Origin of the sequence: Limnomicrobium aquaticum, from assembly GCF_040545545.1 — a bacterium.
Classification (GTDB): Bacteria; Pseudomonadota; Alphaproteobacteria; order Rhizobiales; family Rhizobiaceae; genus Ensifer_A; species Ensifer_A aquaticum.
In genome coordinates this window covers 75,601-91,416 of record NZ_JBEPMB010000004.1, presented here as the reverse complement: position 1 = coordinate 91,416, position 15,816 = coordinate 75,601, and the positions used below count along the sequence as shown (strand labels likewise).

Sequence of the window (15,816 nt, the reverse complement as noted above, 5' to 3'; positions counted from 1 at the left end):
GAGGGGCCAGCCATGAACCCCTCCCACCCCCTCCCCCGCACAACTTTTGCCGCCGGCCGCTTCGCACCCTCCACCCGCGAGATCGCCGAGGAAGTGCCCGTCGCCTTCACCTATCGCGGCTCGACACAGGCCGTCATGATGGCAAGCCCGTCAGATCTTGAAGACTTCGCCTATGGCTTCACGCTGAACGAGGGCATCGTTGCGCGACCGGAAGACATCCTCTCCGTCACATCCGAAGAGACCGGCGGCGGCATCGATCTCCAGATCGAACTCGCCGGCGACCATCAGGCGGCACTGACTGCCCGCCGCCGCGCCATGGCAGGACCGGTCGGCTGCGGCCTCTGCGGCATCGAATCCATCGAGCAGGCGCTATTGCCAGCCCGCCGCGTTGAAGCAACGCTCACTCTTTCACCGGAAGAGGTCGCCGAGGCCACCGCCGCGCTCAGCGCGCATCAGCCGCTTTTCGCGGCCACCCGCGCGGTCCACGCGGCCGGCTTCTACCGCCCCGGCGACGGCTTGCTGCTTGCCCGGGAAGATGTCGGGCGGCACAATGCGCTCGACAAGCTCTGCGGCGCGATGGCACGGGGCGGCATCGACGGCGCCAGCGGCGCCATCGTGCTGACCAGCCGAGTCTCGGTGGAAATGGTCCAGAAGACGGCGATGGCGGGCGCAAGCGTCCTGATCGCCATTTCCGCCCCGACAGCGCTCGCTATCCGCATGGCAGACGCTGCCGGAATTACGCTGGTGGCGCTGGCGCGGGACAAGGATTTCGAGATTTTCACGCATAGTGGCCGCATCGCCGGCCAGACCGTTACCGAGAGAGATGCCGATGTCGCATGACAAGATCGTCCGCATGGCGAACCAGATCGCCACCTTCTTCCACTCCCAGCCGCAGGCCGAGCGCGCGGCAGGCGTGGCGAACCACATCAACAAATTCTGGGAGCCGCGCATGCGCCGGCAATTCTTCGAGCATCTGGAAAAGGGTGCTGCCTTCGACCCGCTGGTGAAGGAAGCAGCAAGCCTCGTCAACAAGCCGGAAACCGCCGATCACGCCTGAAGGCAGATCGCCTCCAGTGCCTTCGCCGCCTCGCCGAAATGCCGCTCCTTGTGGCGGATCATGCGGAACTGTCGCTCGGGCCGCGGGAAGTTGACCGCGACCAGATCGCCCTGCGCCAGAAGCGGTTCGACCGCGCGGCGTGACACGGCGCAGGCCGCAAGCGAGGTACGCACCGCCGACAGCATCGCCTCGTTGGAGGGCAGAGTGAGGGCAATCTTGCGCCGGTTCGGGTCGAACCCCATGGCGTGCAGCATCGCCTCAAATTCGGAACGCGTGCCGGACCCCTCCTCGCGGATGACCCAGACCGTCTCGGAGACCAGCGTATCCGCGCTCGCCCCCTCGGCCCTGGCCAGCGGATGGCCCGGCGCGACGACGACGACCAGCTCGTCCTCGCCCACCACGCGCGCCGCCAAAGCCGGCTCGTCGAAACGGCCTTCGATAAAGCCGATATCCGCCGTCCCCTCCAGCACGGCGCGGGTCACGCCTTGCGTGTTGCTGACGGTGAGATCGAGCGCGATGCCCGGATAGGCGGCGTGGAACTGCACCAGCCGCTGCGGCAGCCAATAGGTCGCGACCGTCTGGCTGGCATGGATGGCAAGCCGCCCCCGCCGCATCGCGCCGAGCTCGGAGAGCACCAGCGCCGCCGACTGCGCTCGCGACAGCACGGCCTTGGCCTCATCCAGAAAGACACGCCCCGCCTCCGTCAGCTCGATCCCCCGCCCGACCCGATGGAAAAGCTGCACATTATAGAAGCCTTCGAGCGTCTTGATCGCCGCGCTGACGGCAGAGGGCGTCAGCCGCAGGGCCTCGGCGGCCTTGGTCAGATGCTGCCGCTCGGCCACGGCCACGAAGATGGAGAGCTGTTCAAAGGTCATTCGTTCGATTTCACCGAATGGAACATGCTATATTATTCGATTTTTCTGCATGAATGTCCATGTCATTTTCATCTCCATCAAGGAGACGATCATGCAGACCGCGCAGACATGGCAGGACACATCCAGAGCCGCTCTGCCGGGCATCGCTCTTTGCAGCGCCGTCGCGGCCCTCGGCTTCCTGGCAGAGCAGACCGAAAAGGCGCTCTTCGGTCGCGCATGGTTTGAAAGCCTCGTGATGGCGATCCTGATCGGCGCCCTGATCCGCACCTTCATCGGTTTACATCCGCGCTTCGAGGCCGGCGTCAAGGTTTCGGCCAAACTGCTTCTGGAAATCGCCATCGTGTTGCTGGGTGCGTCCATCAGCATCTCGGCCATTGGCGATGCCGGACCGGCGCTCGTCGCCGGCGTTGCCGCGTCCGTCTTTGTCGCCGTGCTCTCAAGCTACACGATCGGTCGCATGCTGAAGCTGGAACATCGTCTGGCCCTTCTGGTCGCCTGCGGCAATTCCATCTGTGGCAACTCGGCCATTGTCGCCGTTGCCCCGGTCATCAAGGCCCGTGCGGAGGACGTTGCAGCCTCGATTGCCTTCACCGCGGCGCTGGGCATCCTCGTCGTCCTGCTGCTGCCGCTCGGCCAGCACGCGACGGGCATGAGCGCGGAACGCTACGGCATCCTGTCCGGCATGACCGTCTATGCCGTCCCGCAGGTGCTTGCCGCCACCGCCCCGGTCGGCCTCCTGAGCATGCAGACCGGCACGCTGGTCAAGCTGATCCGCGTCATGATGCTTGCCCCGGTCATCTTCTGTATCGGCCTTCTCGGCGATTGCAGCGCAGAGCGGACACAAACGGCCCGCCGCATCGAATGGGCGAAGATCATACCGTGGTTCATCATCGGCTTCATCGCCATGATGGCGCTGCGCTCCGCAGGCATGATCTCCGATCAGGCGCTCGGCCCAGTCGAAACGCTGGCGACCGCGCTCACCATCGTCTCCATGGCCGCCCTTGGGCTCTCTGTGGACATGCGCACGATCCTGTCGTCAGGCGGCAGAGTTCTCGCGACGGGTACGATTTCGCTTGGCCTGTTGGTCGGCATCAGCTTCGCGCTTCTCCACCTCCTGGGCATCCGCTGAAACGCAAAAAGGCCGCTCCCGGAGCGACCTTTCTGAAATTCTCGAAGTCTGCCGATCAGGCGGCGACGTCGTCCATGTCCTTTTCGCGGAACATCTTGGCGAGATTCAGGAAGCAGATCATGCCATTCTCGTTGGCGATGATGCCTTCCGAATAGCTGCGGTCGAAGGAAGCGGTGACTTCCGGAACCGGCTGGATTTGGCTGCCGGCAACCGTCAGGATGTCGGAGACACGGTCGACCAGCATGCCGATGACCATGTTGTGCACTTCTGCAACGACGATGGCCGAACGTTCGTTGGCCTGTGTGCTTTCCATGCCGAGCTTGTAGGCCAGGTCGATGATCGGGATGACCGAGCCGCGCAGGTTCATCACGCCGATGACTTCCGGCGGCGAATGCGGGATCGGTGTCGACGGTGCCCAGCCGCGAATTTCGCGGATCGTCGTCGTCTTCACGCAGAATTCCTGATCATGAAGCCGGAAGGCTATGATCTCCAGGGTTTCGCCTGCATAATTGGTGGTGTTGATTGCGCTAGCCATCTTAAAAACTCTTCCCCAAGTGTCGCCCGCCCCCGCAAGCATCGTGCTGCCGATGGACTGTTCTTAAGGAGATTGCACAATACCGGTTACGTTCGTGTTAACACTCTGCCGGCAGACCCACGATATCAGGGGTTTCCCGATGCCTGACGCGGTGTCAGTATTCCTTCTCGTAGAAAATGCCTGCTGCACTGCCGCCGCCGCTGTCGGCCTCGCCCCTCAGCTTCACGCCTTTGCCGACATCCAGATTGATGATGGCCTTGCTCGCCCCTGAACCCGAGCCCTGCTGCAGCTGCAGATAGGTGCGGCTATTGATGTATTTGCCGGCCGTTACCTGCGCCTGTCCGGCGCTGTCGGTCGAGACGTCCAGATCGTCGATGCCCGCCCCCTTGCGCAGCTTCTCGAAGATCGATGAGCTGCGCCCTCCCGCAAGCTGCAGCGCCGCGTCCGCGAGCTGCGCAATCTGGAACGGCGTGAGGCTGGAGAGCGATCGATTGAAGATCAGCTGCGCCAGCACCTCGTCCTGCGGCAATGCGGGCGAGGAGGAAAAGGCGATTTCCGGGTCGTTCGCGGGACCGCTGACGGTGACGGTGATCGTGGCCGCCGATGCGGTGGAGGTGGCATCCAGATCCAGCGTCGGCACCAGCCCACCGCCGAAGCCGATGGTCCCCGAGGCAAAATCCAGCCGCTTGCCGAGGATCTCCAGCCGCCCACGGATCATTTTGAACGCCCCGGATACGGAGGGCGCGGCGGAAGTTCCGGTTACGCGCAATGTACCGCCCAATTCCGCATCGACACCTCGACCACGGACAAATATCTGGTTCGGCGCCTGCAGGTCGAGAGAAAGGCGAATGGCAGAGGAGCCGCTGGCGCCATTCGGAGCCTCCGGCTCAAGCTCCTTCGTCTGCACGATCACCTTCTTCGGTGCATTCTTGTGCTTGACGTCAATTTCTGCAAGCGAAGCCGGGATCTTCTCCGGGATGGTGATGGCAGCCTGGGCAATGCGCATCACGCCGCCAAGCTCCGCGCCCCCGGTGAGCGGACCCTTGAGCGTCAGATCACCTGTCAGCCTGGCCTTGACGAGATCGCCATCCGCATAGACCGCATTCGCCAGCTTGATCGTGAGATCGGCGGGGAAGCCGGAGCCGGCCGTCGTCCCGATCGTGCCGGCCACCGTAATACTGCCGCCATTGGTGATCTTGGCAGAAAGGCCGGCGATCCGGGCCGTATTGCCCTCCAGCACGATCGTGCCTTCCATGCCCGTCAGGTTCAGGTTCTGGCGCGGCAGTGCCGCGCCTGCTGAGGCGAGCCTGATCGTGCCGCCAAGCTTCGGCGAGGTCAGCGCGCCATTGGCCGAAATGTCGAAATTCGAGCTTCCCGAAAGAGCAATCCCCTGGTCAGCGACAAAGGGTTGCGCAAGCGTCAGAGGTGCAGAGCCCTGCACGCGGATGTCGAGGCTTTGGCCCCCCTGCAGTTTGACGCGGCCGGATGCCTTGGCATTGAGACCACCGCCGGAGCCCGAGGCATCGATGGTCAGCGCGCCGCCCGCATACCCGCCATTTGCCCGTAAGGACAGGGAAGGCAGGCCGGCACTGCGCGTCGCCGCAAGCGAGGCGGCTGGCCAGTTGAGCGCGAATTGCGCTGACGGATCGGTCGCCTTGCCGGTGACGGCCGCGGTGCCGGAGATGGCGCCATCGGCGCCAAGCCCCGGCGAGAACGTATTGGCCAGGGCGGCCGGCAGGCTCGTAATCGTCGCCTTGAGATCGAGCGTGCTCCCCGCACGGCCGCTGATGGCGATCGATCCGGTCCCGAGCGCCAGTTTCAGGGCATCGAAGCGAACGCCGCCATCGATCAGGGTTATGTCGGCCGGCCCGGCGAGCTTCACCGCAATTTTCTCGGCTGTCGCATTGAAACCACCGAGATGGACAACCGTGTTGCCATCCACCGGGGCCATGTAACCGTTCACCGCAATCGGCGCGCCCTGATAGCGCCCGCCAAGCGCGAAGTCGGTCTTCTCACCCTGACGTGAGAACGTAACGACCGGCTTCTCCAACAAGTTCGTCCCGCTGCGAACCGCATCTGCACCGAGTTCCCCGGAAAGCGTGGCCGCTCGATAATCGATGCCGGCGCGAACACCGGCGATGGAGACAGTGTCATAGCCCAGCGTCTTGCCGGCCAGATCGAGTCGCGCCGCAAGCTGACCCTGCTGAGCCGAGAGGGCAAGATTGCCTTTCAACGCACCATTCAACGGCTGGGCGGCCATAGCACCGATCAGCGACAGGTCCGGCAGATCGAAGCTGAGTTTGCCATCGGGCAGAAAGGCAGTATCCAGCGTCAGCGTGCCGGAAATGACATTAGGCCCGATCTTCACCTGCAGGTCGGGAACCGCTGTTCGCCCCTTGTCCTGTTTCATGACCGCGTCGACATTGATGGCCTGACCGGCAATCGAGCCCTTGGCCTTCACGTCCCCGCCGATCGCACCCTGATTGAGTGCCGCCGTGACATCGGCCGAAAAGCCGTCGAGTTCCTTGCCAGACAGGACGGCCTTGGGCACAGCAAGCGAAATCTTCGCGGACGGCGCGTCCAGCGATCCGCTGGCGGCGAGGCTGAAACTCCCGCTTCCCTGTGCGCTGGCGGAGAGCTTGGCGAGATCAGGCAGCGTTCCATTGAAGGCGGCATCGATCGCACCGCTCTTCAGGCTGGCACTTCCTTTGGCCTCGACCACTTCGGAGGTCAGCACCACGTTCTTCGCCTCGACCGCACCATTGACGATCCGCACATTGCCGGCAAGTCCAACAGACTTGGTCAACTTGGCCGTCAGTGCCTCGGGCAAGGCCGAGGGTACGGCAAAGAGCTGAAGATTGGTCTCGATCGTCCCGGCAGTCCTGTCATAGGCGATATCACCCTTGCCACCGAGGCTTGCGCCCTCCAGCTGATAGGCGGCCTGGATCGCCTGCTGCGAAAGCGTCACCGGCGCCGTGAGCTTCAGCGGCGCCTGCACCAGCCGGTTGAGCGCAGCGGACTTGAAATCGCGGCCGCCCACTGTCAGCTGCGTATCCAGCACGCCGCTCTGTGCCTGCAGGTTGAACGCCAGAGACTTGGCTGAGAACGCCACATCTGTCAGATTCAATGCGTTCGTGTTCAGTTTCTTCAGATCAAGAGCGGCATCGATCTTCGCCTTGTCGGGCGAACCGCTGACTGAAACATTGAGCGCTTTGAGGTCCAGCCCCAGCACATCATGTCCCATCGGCAACGAGAAGACCGCGCCGTCACCTACCGGCATGACTTCGGCATGAAAATCGTTCGCGCCCTTGGCCGATAGCGTTCCACCGAGATTGGCGGAAAGCGTGCCGGTGGCGATCTTGCCACGGCTGACGGAGAGCACACCACCGGCGTCATAGGCAATCGCAAGGTCGATATCCGTTCGACCCTTGAAGAGAGGCTCCAGCACCGGCGGCAGCACCGCGTCAAACGCACCGCCGCCCTTCAAGGCAACCTCGATCGGACCACTAGCGGCTTTTCGCACACCGGCATCAAGATTGACGACCGGGACACCTTCGACTGAAGCGACCGCCTTGCCCTGCCAGTTCGACAGAGCGCCGTCGCCCTTGACGGAGAAGCCGAGTGCCGGCTGCTCGGGCAGACGCAGAAGGCCGGCAATCACGCCGCCCTTCGGCTCTTCTGCCCTGGCATCAAGCGCCAGCGTCTGTGCGTTGGAATCATATTGAACGGCCAGCGTCGCGCTGGCCGCCGTCTTGCCCAGATCGCGGATCGCAGCCTTGCCGGAAATGCCAGCGCGGGTCAGCGCCGCATTCGCCTCTGCCGACAATGTCTCTTCTTTCCCGGATAGCGCCGGGCCCAGCGAAATCTGCGGGAGAGAAAGCTGCTTGAGATCAACCTCGACCGGAAGGGAGAACGAACTGCTGCTGGAGGAGGATTGCGAAGAGCTTTCCGGGAGGCGCTCGAGGCGAACACGCTTGGCGCTGAGCAGATCAATCTTTGCCTTCAGCGCAAGAAGATCCCAAGGCGACCACTCGGCGACAATCTCGTCGATTTCGGCATAAACGCCCTTGGCATCCGCGAGCGTCAGCCGACCAACCGTCAGGTGGCCCGTTAGCAGCGGACCAGCGCCGGAGATCGTAATCTTGCTATCCGCGCCGTTCAGCGCAGGCGAAGCGAGGCTCAGGAGGATCGACGTTCCGGCGCGCGTGAAACCCAGCACACCAAATGCAGCGACCAGCAGAGCCACCAGCGCCACCACGGCGATGCCGAACATCCGTGGCCAAAATCCGGCTCTCCCTGAAGTCCCCGCCATACCGATCTTCTTCCCACCATCGTGAATCGGGCAACGCGCCGCACGTCCCGGACCCGTAACGCACAACCCGTATAGATGTTGCCTTTATTGAAGCTTTAGCCGCTGATTGTCGCAGCAATCGGGCGATAACCACGCGCTGCCCATCAGAACGCTTGCCCAATGCCGGCATAGATACCGAATGTGCTGCCGCCTGGATAACGTCGCAACGGGACCGCGACATCGAGCCGGATGGGGCCGAACGGTGTTGCGTATCGCAGGCCAACGCCAGCGCCGGCCCGGAGGTCGGAGAAGCTCGGCGCGCTGCTGGATGAAACAGTACCGAAATCGAGGAAGGGCACGACACCGATCGTATCGGTGACCTTGATACGCGCTTCGATCGAGGCGGTGATGTAGGATCGCCCGCCCAGCGGATTGTTGGCCGCATCGCGCGGCGAAATGCCCTGGTAGGCGTAGCCCCGCACAGATCCGCCGCCACCAGCATAGAAGCGGCGTGTTGCCGGAATATTCGCGAGGCTGCCTCCGCCAACAAGCGTGCCGACAGCGACCTTGCCTGCCAGAACCGGGCCATCGTCACCGAGCTGACGATAGGCCGAGATGGCACCTTCAGCACTGCCGAACGTGGTCTTGTTGTTGATGCCAAAGCTGGGCCGAAGCGTCAGCGACGCGCGAAAGCCGGTCGTCGGATCAAACTTGTTGTCGGTCGTATCGCGCGTCCAGCCGAGCGGGACCGAAGCGGTGAGATAGCGATTATCGCCATAAACGTCCTTGGCCTGCGTCCAGTCGAGCGCGAGGCCCGCGGACAGCTTGTCCTGATCGGTCAGGTCATACGTCACCCCGACGGAGCCGGAGAGCACCTTGGCATCGTAAGCAGCCGTGTGGTTGAGGCCCGCTGAAAAGTTCGCGGTGAAGGTCGTGGCCGGCCCAAACGCTCCCGGTTTTGCGAAAGCGATGGCGGCTGCGTAGTCAAGCTTCTTGAAGTCGCGCGTCTGCCCCAGCCGGTTGACCGAGCCGGATATCTTCAGCGATTCGGCGTTACCGAAGAGATTGCGGTGGCCCCAATAGCCCTGAAGCCCGACGCCATCGATGGTCGAATACTGTATGCCCGCACCGAAATAGCGCTGCTTGCCTTCCGTCACGTCGATCTTGATGGGGATCGTTCCGTCCGGCGCAAGCTCCTTGCCTTCCGTGACGGCGACGGTCGAAAAGGTGCCAAGCTCGCGCAGTCGCTTTGCCGCACGCGCGAGCTTGTCGGGCGCATAAGGATCGCCGGCGCGCAGATCGGACCATTCAGAGACGAATTCCGGATTGACTTCCGAGGCACCATTGACAGAGACCTGCCCGAGCGGAGCGACCGGGCCCGACTCCACCGATAGCGTGACATCAACGCGGTTGGTCGCGTGATCGGCAATAACGGTGCGTTCGCTGATCCGCGCCAGCGGGCGTCCTTCGGCCTTGAGGTCACGCACAATCTTCGCGGAAGCGTCAATAATCGCTTGCGAGCCGGCGTTGCCACCCATGAGCAGCCCGTAATTCGCGCCATCGAGCTTGGCGGCATCGCCCTTCAGAACGATCTTGCCCAGCGTGAACACCGGGCCAACGCTGACGGAAATGGAAACCGGCACGGCCGCAGACCGCGGAAATTTGGGCAGCGCCGGCAGACTGTCCACCGGAATACCATTGACCTTGACGGTCACCACGGCTCCGTAACGCGCCTTTTCGTAAAGCAGCGCCACCAGCCTGTCGCGATCGTCCTTGGCCTTGATGACAAGCCCGAAATCACCGTCAACGGGCTTGGACTGATCCTGAATCAAGGCAGATTGTTCATCCAATATCTTCTGGAGATCCGCGTCATCACCAGTCAATGTTGCCGCGTAGCGCACGGGGTCGGCGATCTGCGTATCCTTCTCGTCCGATCCGAAGAGATGAATCCCGAAAATCTCGAACGCGACCGCGCTCTGCGGCTGAACCGCAAAGGTGAGCGCTGCTACTGTCGCAGCCGCAAAGGCTCCCCATTGCCGGTACGCTGAACTCATTTCCGGCTCCATCGCTTCAACGGCGAGTGAAGATTCACAAGACTGACCCCGCTTTGGGTCAACATGGCTATATGCCGCATCGACCATAAAGTCCGCCTGTTACGATACCGTGAGCCATAACAGGCGTGGCAGAACTATATACGAAGCGTGGCTCTTGAGAACCCTTGGCGTCACCCGCAACTCAATATGTGGCACGGATGCCGGCCCATGTACGACCGGGCGCAAGCGAACATGTCACGCAGACAGTTCTCCAATCCGATCAAGCCTTTATCATCGATGCGCCGGGCCTGCAGAACATCGAATAGAGAGCATCGATGATTCCAGAAACATCGGGATTGGCAATACTGTAATAGATCTGTCGACCCTCGCGGCGGGTCTCGACGACATTCTCATGGCGCAGGCGCGCGAGTTGCTGTGACACAACAGCCTGCTGCAAGCCGAGGATCGTCTCGATCTCGGTCACCGATTTCTCGCCTTCCGCCAGGATGCACAGAATCATCAGGCGGGCCTCATGGGAGATTGCCTTCAGGAAATCGCTCGCCTGGGCGGCCTTTTCTGCAAATGTCAGCAGTTCATCACTCGACGAACCGGGTTTCAACTGAAGAACTGGCATCGCATTCCCTTTCACCAATCAGACAACCGGCATTGCCGGACCATGATTTCAAGGCAATTATATAGAATATGTACTATTTATTTTCGATCAACCAAGGGGGCCGAAATTTGGTAACTTCGGCGTTAACCTTTTGAAAATTAGTTCATCGACATATAGCGACATATTTACGTCTTGACCTCACTATGAGTGCGTCAAACTCGCCACGTTGCTTTTTGTTACAAAAAAATATTCGCCCCGCTCGTCACCGAGCGAGGCGAAAAATTTCGTTGAATTTATTCTCGGGTTCAGCCCGAAACGGCGCCACGCAGCTCGGTCAGCTGGAAGATGAAATCTTCGATCGCGCTGCGGTGTTCGTGATGCTCCGCATTGGCCAGCTCGTTGCGAGCGGCCTCGATACGGCTTTCCAGCGATGCAGCGTTCAGCTCGTCCATGTGAACTGCCGATTCTGCCAGTAGCGTGCAGCCCGTCGGAAGGATGTCTGCAAATCCGCCGAAAACGACGAACTTGTCTTCGGCGCCGTCAGCCTTGGAGAGCTTGACCACACCGGCCTTGACCGTCGTCATCACGGGCGCGTGGCTCGCCATGACGGTCATCTCGCCGTCGGTGCCCGGAATGACAACCGCCGTCACATCGGCGGAAACCAGAAGCCGCTCCGGCGAAACCAGTTCGAAATTGAAGCTTTCAGCCATGGCTTTTCACTTTTCCATTACGAAAGAAAATGCGCGGCGCGGCACTCCAGCGAGCCCGCGCCGCCGCAAGATGGTGGATCAAGCAGCCAGCTTCTTGGCCTTTTCGATGGCTTCCTCGATGGAGCCGACCATGTAGAAGGCGGCTTCCGGAAGGTGATCGTATTCGCCGTTGACGAGACCCTTGAAGCCCTTGATCGTGTCTTCGAGGGAAACCAGCTTGCCCGGCGAACCGGTGAAGACTTCGGCCACGAAGAACGGCTGGGACAGGAAGCGCTCGATCTTGCGGGCGCGTGCAACCGTCATCTTGTCCTCTTCGGACAGTTCGTCCATGCCGAGGATGGCGATGATGTCCTGAAGCGACTTGTAGCGCTGCAGCGTACCCTGAACCCTACGGGCCACGTCGTAGTGCTCTTCGCCGACAACCAGCGGGTCGAGCATGCGCGACGTGGAGTCCAGCGGGTCCACAGCCGGGTAGATACCCTTTTCAGCGATCGAACGCGACAGAACCGTCGTTGCGTCCAGGTGGGCGAACGAGGTGGCCGGAGCCGGGTCGGTCAAGTCGTCGGCGGGAACGTAGATGGCCTGAACCGAGGTGATCGAGCCCTTGGTCGTCGTGGTGATGCGTTCCTGCATCTGGCCCATGTCGGTAGCCAGCGTCGGCTGATAGCCCACGGCCGAAGGAATGCGGCCGAGCAGAGCGGACACTTCCGAACCTGCCTGCGTGAAGCGGAAGATGTTGTCGACGAAGAACAGAACGTCCTGTCCCTTGTCGCGGAAGTCTTCAGCGATCGTCAGACCGGTCAGAGCAACGCGAGCGCGTGCACCCGGCGGCTCGTTCATCTGGCCGTATACGAGGGCTGCCTTGGAGCCTTCGCCACCGCCGTGCTTGTTCACACCGGATTCGATCATTTCGTGGTAAAGGTCGTTGCCTTCGCGGGTACGTTCACCCACGCCGGCGAAGACCGAGTAACCACCGTGCGCCTTGGCGACGTTGTTGATCAGTTCCATGATGAGAACGGTCTTGCCAACGCCGGCACCGCCGAAGAGGCCGATCTTGCCGCCCTTTGCGTAAGGAGCGAGAAGGTCGACGACCTTGATGCCCGTGACCAGGATCTGGGCTTCCGTCGACTGTTCGACATAGGCCGGAGCTTCCTGGTGGATGGCGCGCAGATGCGTGCGGTCGAGCGGACCGGCTTCGTCAACCGGTTCACCGATAACGTTCATGATGCGGCCGAGCGTGTGATCGCCAACCGGAACCGAGATCGGCGCGCCCATGTCGACAACCGGCTGACCGCGGACGAGACCTTCGGTCGAGTCCATGGCGATCGTGCGAACTTCGTTTTCGCCGAGGTGCTGGGCGACTTCAAGAACCAGACGCGAGCCGTTGTTGGTGGTTTCGAGCGCGTTCAGGATCGGCGGAAGGTTGCCGCCTGCAAACGAAACGTCGACAACAGCGCCGATGACCTGCGTCACCTTGCCGGTAGAGCCCGAGGTAGCTGCCATAATGATACCCTCTTTCCTTAACCCTTAGAGCGCTTCGGCGCCCGAAATGATTTCAATCAGTTCCTTGGTGATCTGAGCCTGGCGCTGACGGTTGTACTTGAGCGTCAGCTTGTTGATCATGTCACCTGCGTTGCGCGTCGCGTTGTCCATCGCGCTCATCTTGGCGCCCATTTCGCCGGCGACGTTCTCAAGCAGAGCCCGGAACACCTGGACCGAAATGTTGCGCGGAATGAGGTCCGCCAGGATCGCGCCGGCATCCGGCTCGTATTCGTAGGACGCGTCGCTTGCGCCTGCAGGCTCGGCGGCCGGAACCGCAGCCGGAATGAGCTGCAGCGCCGTCGGGATCTGGCTGATCACCGACTTGAACTCCGAGTAGAACAGCGTGCAGACGTCGAACTCACCCTTGTTGAAGAGCGAGATGACCTTCTTGCCGATCTGGTCCGCGTTTTCGAAGCCAATCTTCTTGACCTCGCGCAGTTCCGTCCGCTCAACGATGAGCGAGGCGAAATCGCGGCGAAGGATGTCGTAACCCTTCTTGCCGACGCAGTAGATCTTGACCGTCTTGCCTTCAGCCAGAAGCTTGCGCGTATGTTCGCGCGCCAGACGGGCAATCTGCGAGTTGAAGCCGCCGCAAAGGCCGCGTTCCGCCGTGCAGACGACCAGAAGATGAACCTGGTCGTTACCCGTGCCGGTCATCAGACGCGGCGCTTCGTTCGTGCCGGCCTGAGCGATGTTTGCAAGCACCGCACTCATCCGCTGCGAATACGGACGAGCAGCCTCGGCCGCCTCCTGCGCACGCCGAAGCTTCGCCGCGGCGACCATTTTCATCGCCTTGGTGATCTTCTGCGTCGCCTTGACGGTGGCGATCCGGTTTTTCAGATCCTTAAGTGAAGGCATCCGTTTTCCGTCCTAACTTCTGGAACCCCTGATCAGGCGAAAGACTTCGAGAACGAGTCGAGCGCCGCCTTCAGCTTGGCCTTCGTATCGTCGCTGATCGCCTTTTCGGTGCGGATCGCGTCGAGGATCGCCTTGCCTTCGGAACGGAGGTACGACAGGAAGCCCTGCTCGAACTTGCCGACCTGCGCGAGCGGGAGCTTGTCGAGGTAACCGTTCACGCCGGCGAAGATCACCGCAACCTGCTCTTCCGTCTTCAGCGGCGAGAACTGCGGCTGCTTCAGGAGTTCGGTCAGGCGTGCACCGCGGTTCAGCAGGCGCTGCGTGGCAGCGTCAAGGTCCGAACCGAACTGTGCGAAGGCGGCCATTTCGCGATACTGGGCGAGTTCACCCTTGATCGAGCCGGCAACCTGCTTCATCGCCTTGATCTGAGCGGACGAACCCACGCGGGAAACCGACAGACCGACGTTAACGGCCGGGCGGATACCCTGGAAGAACAGATCCGTTTCAAGGAAGATCTGACCGTCGGTGATCGAGATCACGTTGGTCGGAATGAAGGCCGAAACGTCGTTACCCTGGGTTTCGATGACCGGCAGAGCCGTCAGCGAACCGGCGCCACGCTCGTCGGAGAGCTTTGCGGCGCGCTCGAGGAGACGCGAGTGGAGATAGAAAACGTCGCCCGGATAGGCTTCGCGGCCCGGCGGGCGGCGCAGCAGAAGCGACATCTGACGATAGGCAACAGCCTGCTTGGACAGGTCGTCATAGCCGATGAGGGCATGCTGACCGTTGTCACGGAAATATTCGCCCATTGCGCAGCCTGCGAACGGAGCCAGGAACTGCATCGGAGCCGGGTCCGAAGCGGTCGCGGCAACGATGATCGAGTACTGCAGAGCGCCGCGCTCTTCGAGGACCTTCACGAACTGGGCAACCGTCGAACGCTTCTGGCCGATTGCGACGTAGACGCAATAGAGCTTGTCGCCGTCCGGACCATTGTCGTGAATGGCCTTCTGGTTGAGGATCGTGTCGAGAATGATGGCGGTCTTGCCAGTCTGGCGGTCGCCGATGACGAGCTCGCGCTGGCCGCGGCCAACCGGGATGAGGGCGTCGATGGCCTTGAGGCCGGTCGACATCGGCTCATGAACCGACTTGCGCGGGATGATGCCCGGAGCCTTCACGTCAACGCGTGCACGACGCGTCGTGTTGATCGGGCCCTTGCCGTCGATCGGGTTGCCAAGCGCGTCAACGACGCGGCCGAGCAGTTCCGGACCAACCGGAACGTCCACGATGGCGCCCGTACGCTTGACGGTGTCGCCTTCCTTGATGTCGCGGTCGGCGCCGAAGATAACCACACCGACGTTGTCGGCTTCGAGGTTGAGCGCCATGCCGCGGATGCCGCCGGGAAACTCGACCATTTCGCCGGCCTGAACATTGTCGAGGCCGTAAACGCGGGCGATACCGTCACCGACGGAGAGAACCTGACCAACTTCGGAAACTTCAGCTTCCTTGCCGAAATTTTTGATTTGATCTTTCAGAATTGCGGAAATTTCCGCGGCGCGGATGTCCATCAGCCAACCTCTTTCAGTGCAAGCTTAAGAGTAGAAAGTTTGGTGCGAAGGGAAGTGTCGATCTGACGCGATCCGACCTTAACAATCAGCCCACCAAGGATAGAAGGATCGACGTTGACATTGATTGCCACGTCTTTGCCGGTGACGCCCTTCAGCGTCGCCTTCAATTCATTTTCCTGCGCGGCGGTCAGCGCATGGGCGCTCGTGACCTCGGCGGAAATCTCACCGCGATTGCGCGCGACGATCTGGAAATAAGACTTGATCATGCCGGGAACGGCAAAGAGCCGGCGATTGGACGCGGCGACCTTGATGAAGTTCCCCGAGAGGCCGGAAATGCCCGCCTTTTCGAGAACTGCAGCAACCGCGCGCAGCTGGTCTTCAGCCGAGAATACCGGGCTCTCGATGAAACGCTTCAGATCGGCGCTTTCGTTGATCATGGTCTGGAAACCGGCAAGCTCGGCGCCGATCTGATCGACGGAACCCGCCTCCGAGGCCAGCTCGTAAAGCGAAGAGGCGTATCTTTCCGCTACACCGGAAACAGTTTGGGATGTGTCTGCCACGGGCACAAACTTCTCTTCATTGATCCCCGAGATTGCACCAAAGCTCACGCT

At 61.6% G+C, this 15,816-nt stretch carries 13 protein-coding genes; 3 read left to right on the top strand and 10 right to left on the bottom strand.

From position 1 onward, the window contains the following. Positions 1-12: 12 nt before the first annotated feature. A complete protein-coding gene (fdhD, locus tag ABID16_RS13985) occupies positions 13-840 on the top strand; it encodes a formate dehydrogenase accessory sulfurtransferase FdhD (protein WP_354556971.1) in 828 nt (275 codons plus the stop codon). Then, positions 830-1,057, top strand: coding sequence for a formate dehydrogenase subunit delta (locus ABID16_RS13980; protein WP_354556970.1), 228 nt, complete (start codon positions 830-832; stop codon positions 1,055-1,057). Before fdhD ends, ABID16_RS13980 begins: the two co-directional genes overlap by 11 nt. Here the strand turns inward: ABID16_RS13980 and ABID16_RS13975 are convergent. Beyond that, positions 1,048-1,932 carry a LysR family transcriptional regulator gene (locus ABID16_RS13975; RefSeq protein ID WP_354556969.1) on the bottom strand — a complete coding sequence of 295 codons (885 nt, stop codon included), beginning with the start codon at positions 1,930-1,932 and terminating at the stop codon, positions 1,048-1,050. The two genes, ABID16_RS13980 and ABID16_RS13975, sit on opposite strands and share 10 nt — an antisense overlap. A 91-nt stretch (positions 1,933-2,023) precedes the next feature. Here ABID16_RS13975 and ABID16_RS13970 point away from each other — a divergent pair, with 91 nt between their 5' ends. Then, positions 2,024-3,061, top strand: coding sequence for a YeiH family protein (locus tag ABID16_RS13970; RefSeq protein WP_354556968.1), 1,038 nt, complete (start codon positions 2,024-2,026; stop codon positions 3,059-3,061). A gap of 55 nt (positions 3,062-3,116) precedes the next feature. On the opposite strand, the gene ABID16_RS13965 is transcribed toward ABID16_RS13970, so the two are convergent. The 9 genes from ABID16_RS13965 to ABID16_RS13925 form a co-directional block, all read right to left on the bottom strand. After that, on the bottom strand, positions 3,117-3,596 hold the full coding sequence (locus tag ABID16_RS13965) for a chemotaxis protein CheW (protein ID WP_112697001.1): 480 nt from the start codon (positions 3,594-3,596) through the stop codon (positions 3,117-3,119). A gap of 154 nt (positions 3,597-3,750) precedes the next feature. Next, positions 3,751-7,869 (bottom strand): translocation/assembly module TamB domain-containing protein, encoded by a 4,119-nt coding sequence (locus ABID16_RS13960; RefSeq protein ID WP_354556967.1) that lies wholly within the window; start codon positions 7,867-7,869, stop codon positions 3,751-3,753. 182 nt (positions 7,870-8,051) lie between these two features. Beyond that, on the bottom strand, positions 8,052-9,953 hold the full coding sequence (locus tag ABID16_RS13955) for an autotransporter assembly complex protein TamA (RefSeq protein ID WP_435532426.1): 1,902 nt from the start codon (positions 9,951-9,953) through the stop codon (positions 8,052-8,054). A 247-nt stretch (positions 9,954-10,200) separates the two neighbouring features. After that, on the bottom strand, positions 10,201-10,554 hold the full coding sequence (locus ABID16_RS13950) for an ArsR/SmtB family transcription factor (protein WP_354556965.1): 354 nt from the start codon (positions 10,552-10,554) through the stop codon (positions 10,201-10,203). A gap of 284 nt (positions 10,555-10,838) precedes the next feature. Further along, entirely contained in the window at positions 10,839-11,243 is a 405-nt protein-coding gene (locus ABID16_RS13945) for a F0F1 ATP synthase subunit epsilon (protein WP_354556964.1), read from the bottom strand. Between the two features lie 78 nt (positions 11,244-11,321). Continuing rightward, positions 11,322-12,746 carry a F0F1 ATP synthase subunit beta gene (gene atpD, locus ABID16_RS13940; protein ID WP_354556963.1) on the bottom strand — a complete coding sequence of 475 codons (1,425 nt, stop codon included), beginning with the start codon at positions 12,744-12,746 and terminating at the stop codon, positions 11,322-11,324. A 24-nt stretch (positions 12,747-12,770) separates the two neighbouring features. Further along, positions 12,771-13,643, bottom strand: coding sequence for a F0F1 ATP synthase subunit gamma (locus ABID16_RS13935; RefSeq protein ID WP_354556962.1), 873 nt, complete (start codon positions 13,641-13,643; stop codon positions 12,771-12,773). 32 nt (positions 13,644-13,675) lie between these two features. Beyond that, complete coding sequence (gene atpA / locus ABID16_RS13930; protein ID WP_354556961.1) at positions 13,676-15,205, bottom strand: F0F1 ATP synthase subunit alpha; 1,530 nt, start codon at positions 15,203-15,205, stop codon at positions 13,676-13,678. Continuing rightward, entirely contained in the window at positions 15,205-15,771 is a 567-nt protein-coding gene (locus ABID16_RS13925; RefSeq protein ID WP_354556960.1) for a F0F1 ATP synthase subunit delta, read from the bottom strand. Before ABID16_RS13925 ends, atpA begins: the two co-directional genes overlap by 1 nt. Between the last annotated feature and the right edge of the window lie 45 nt (positions 15,772-15,816).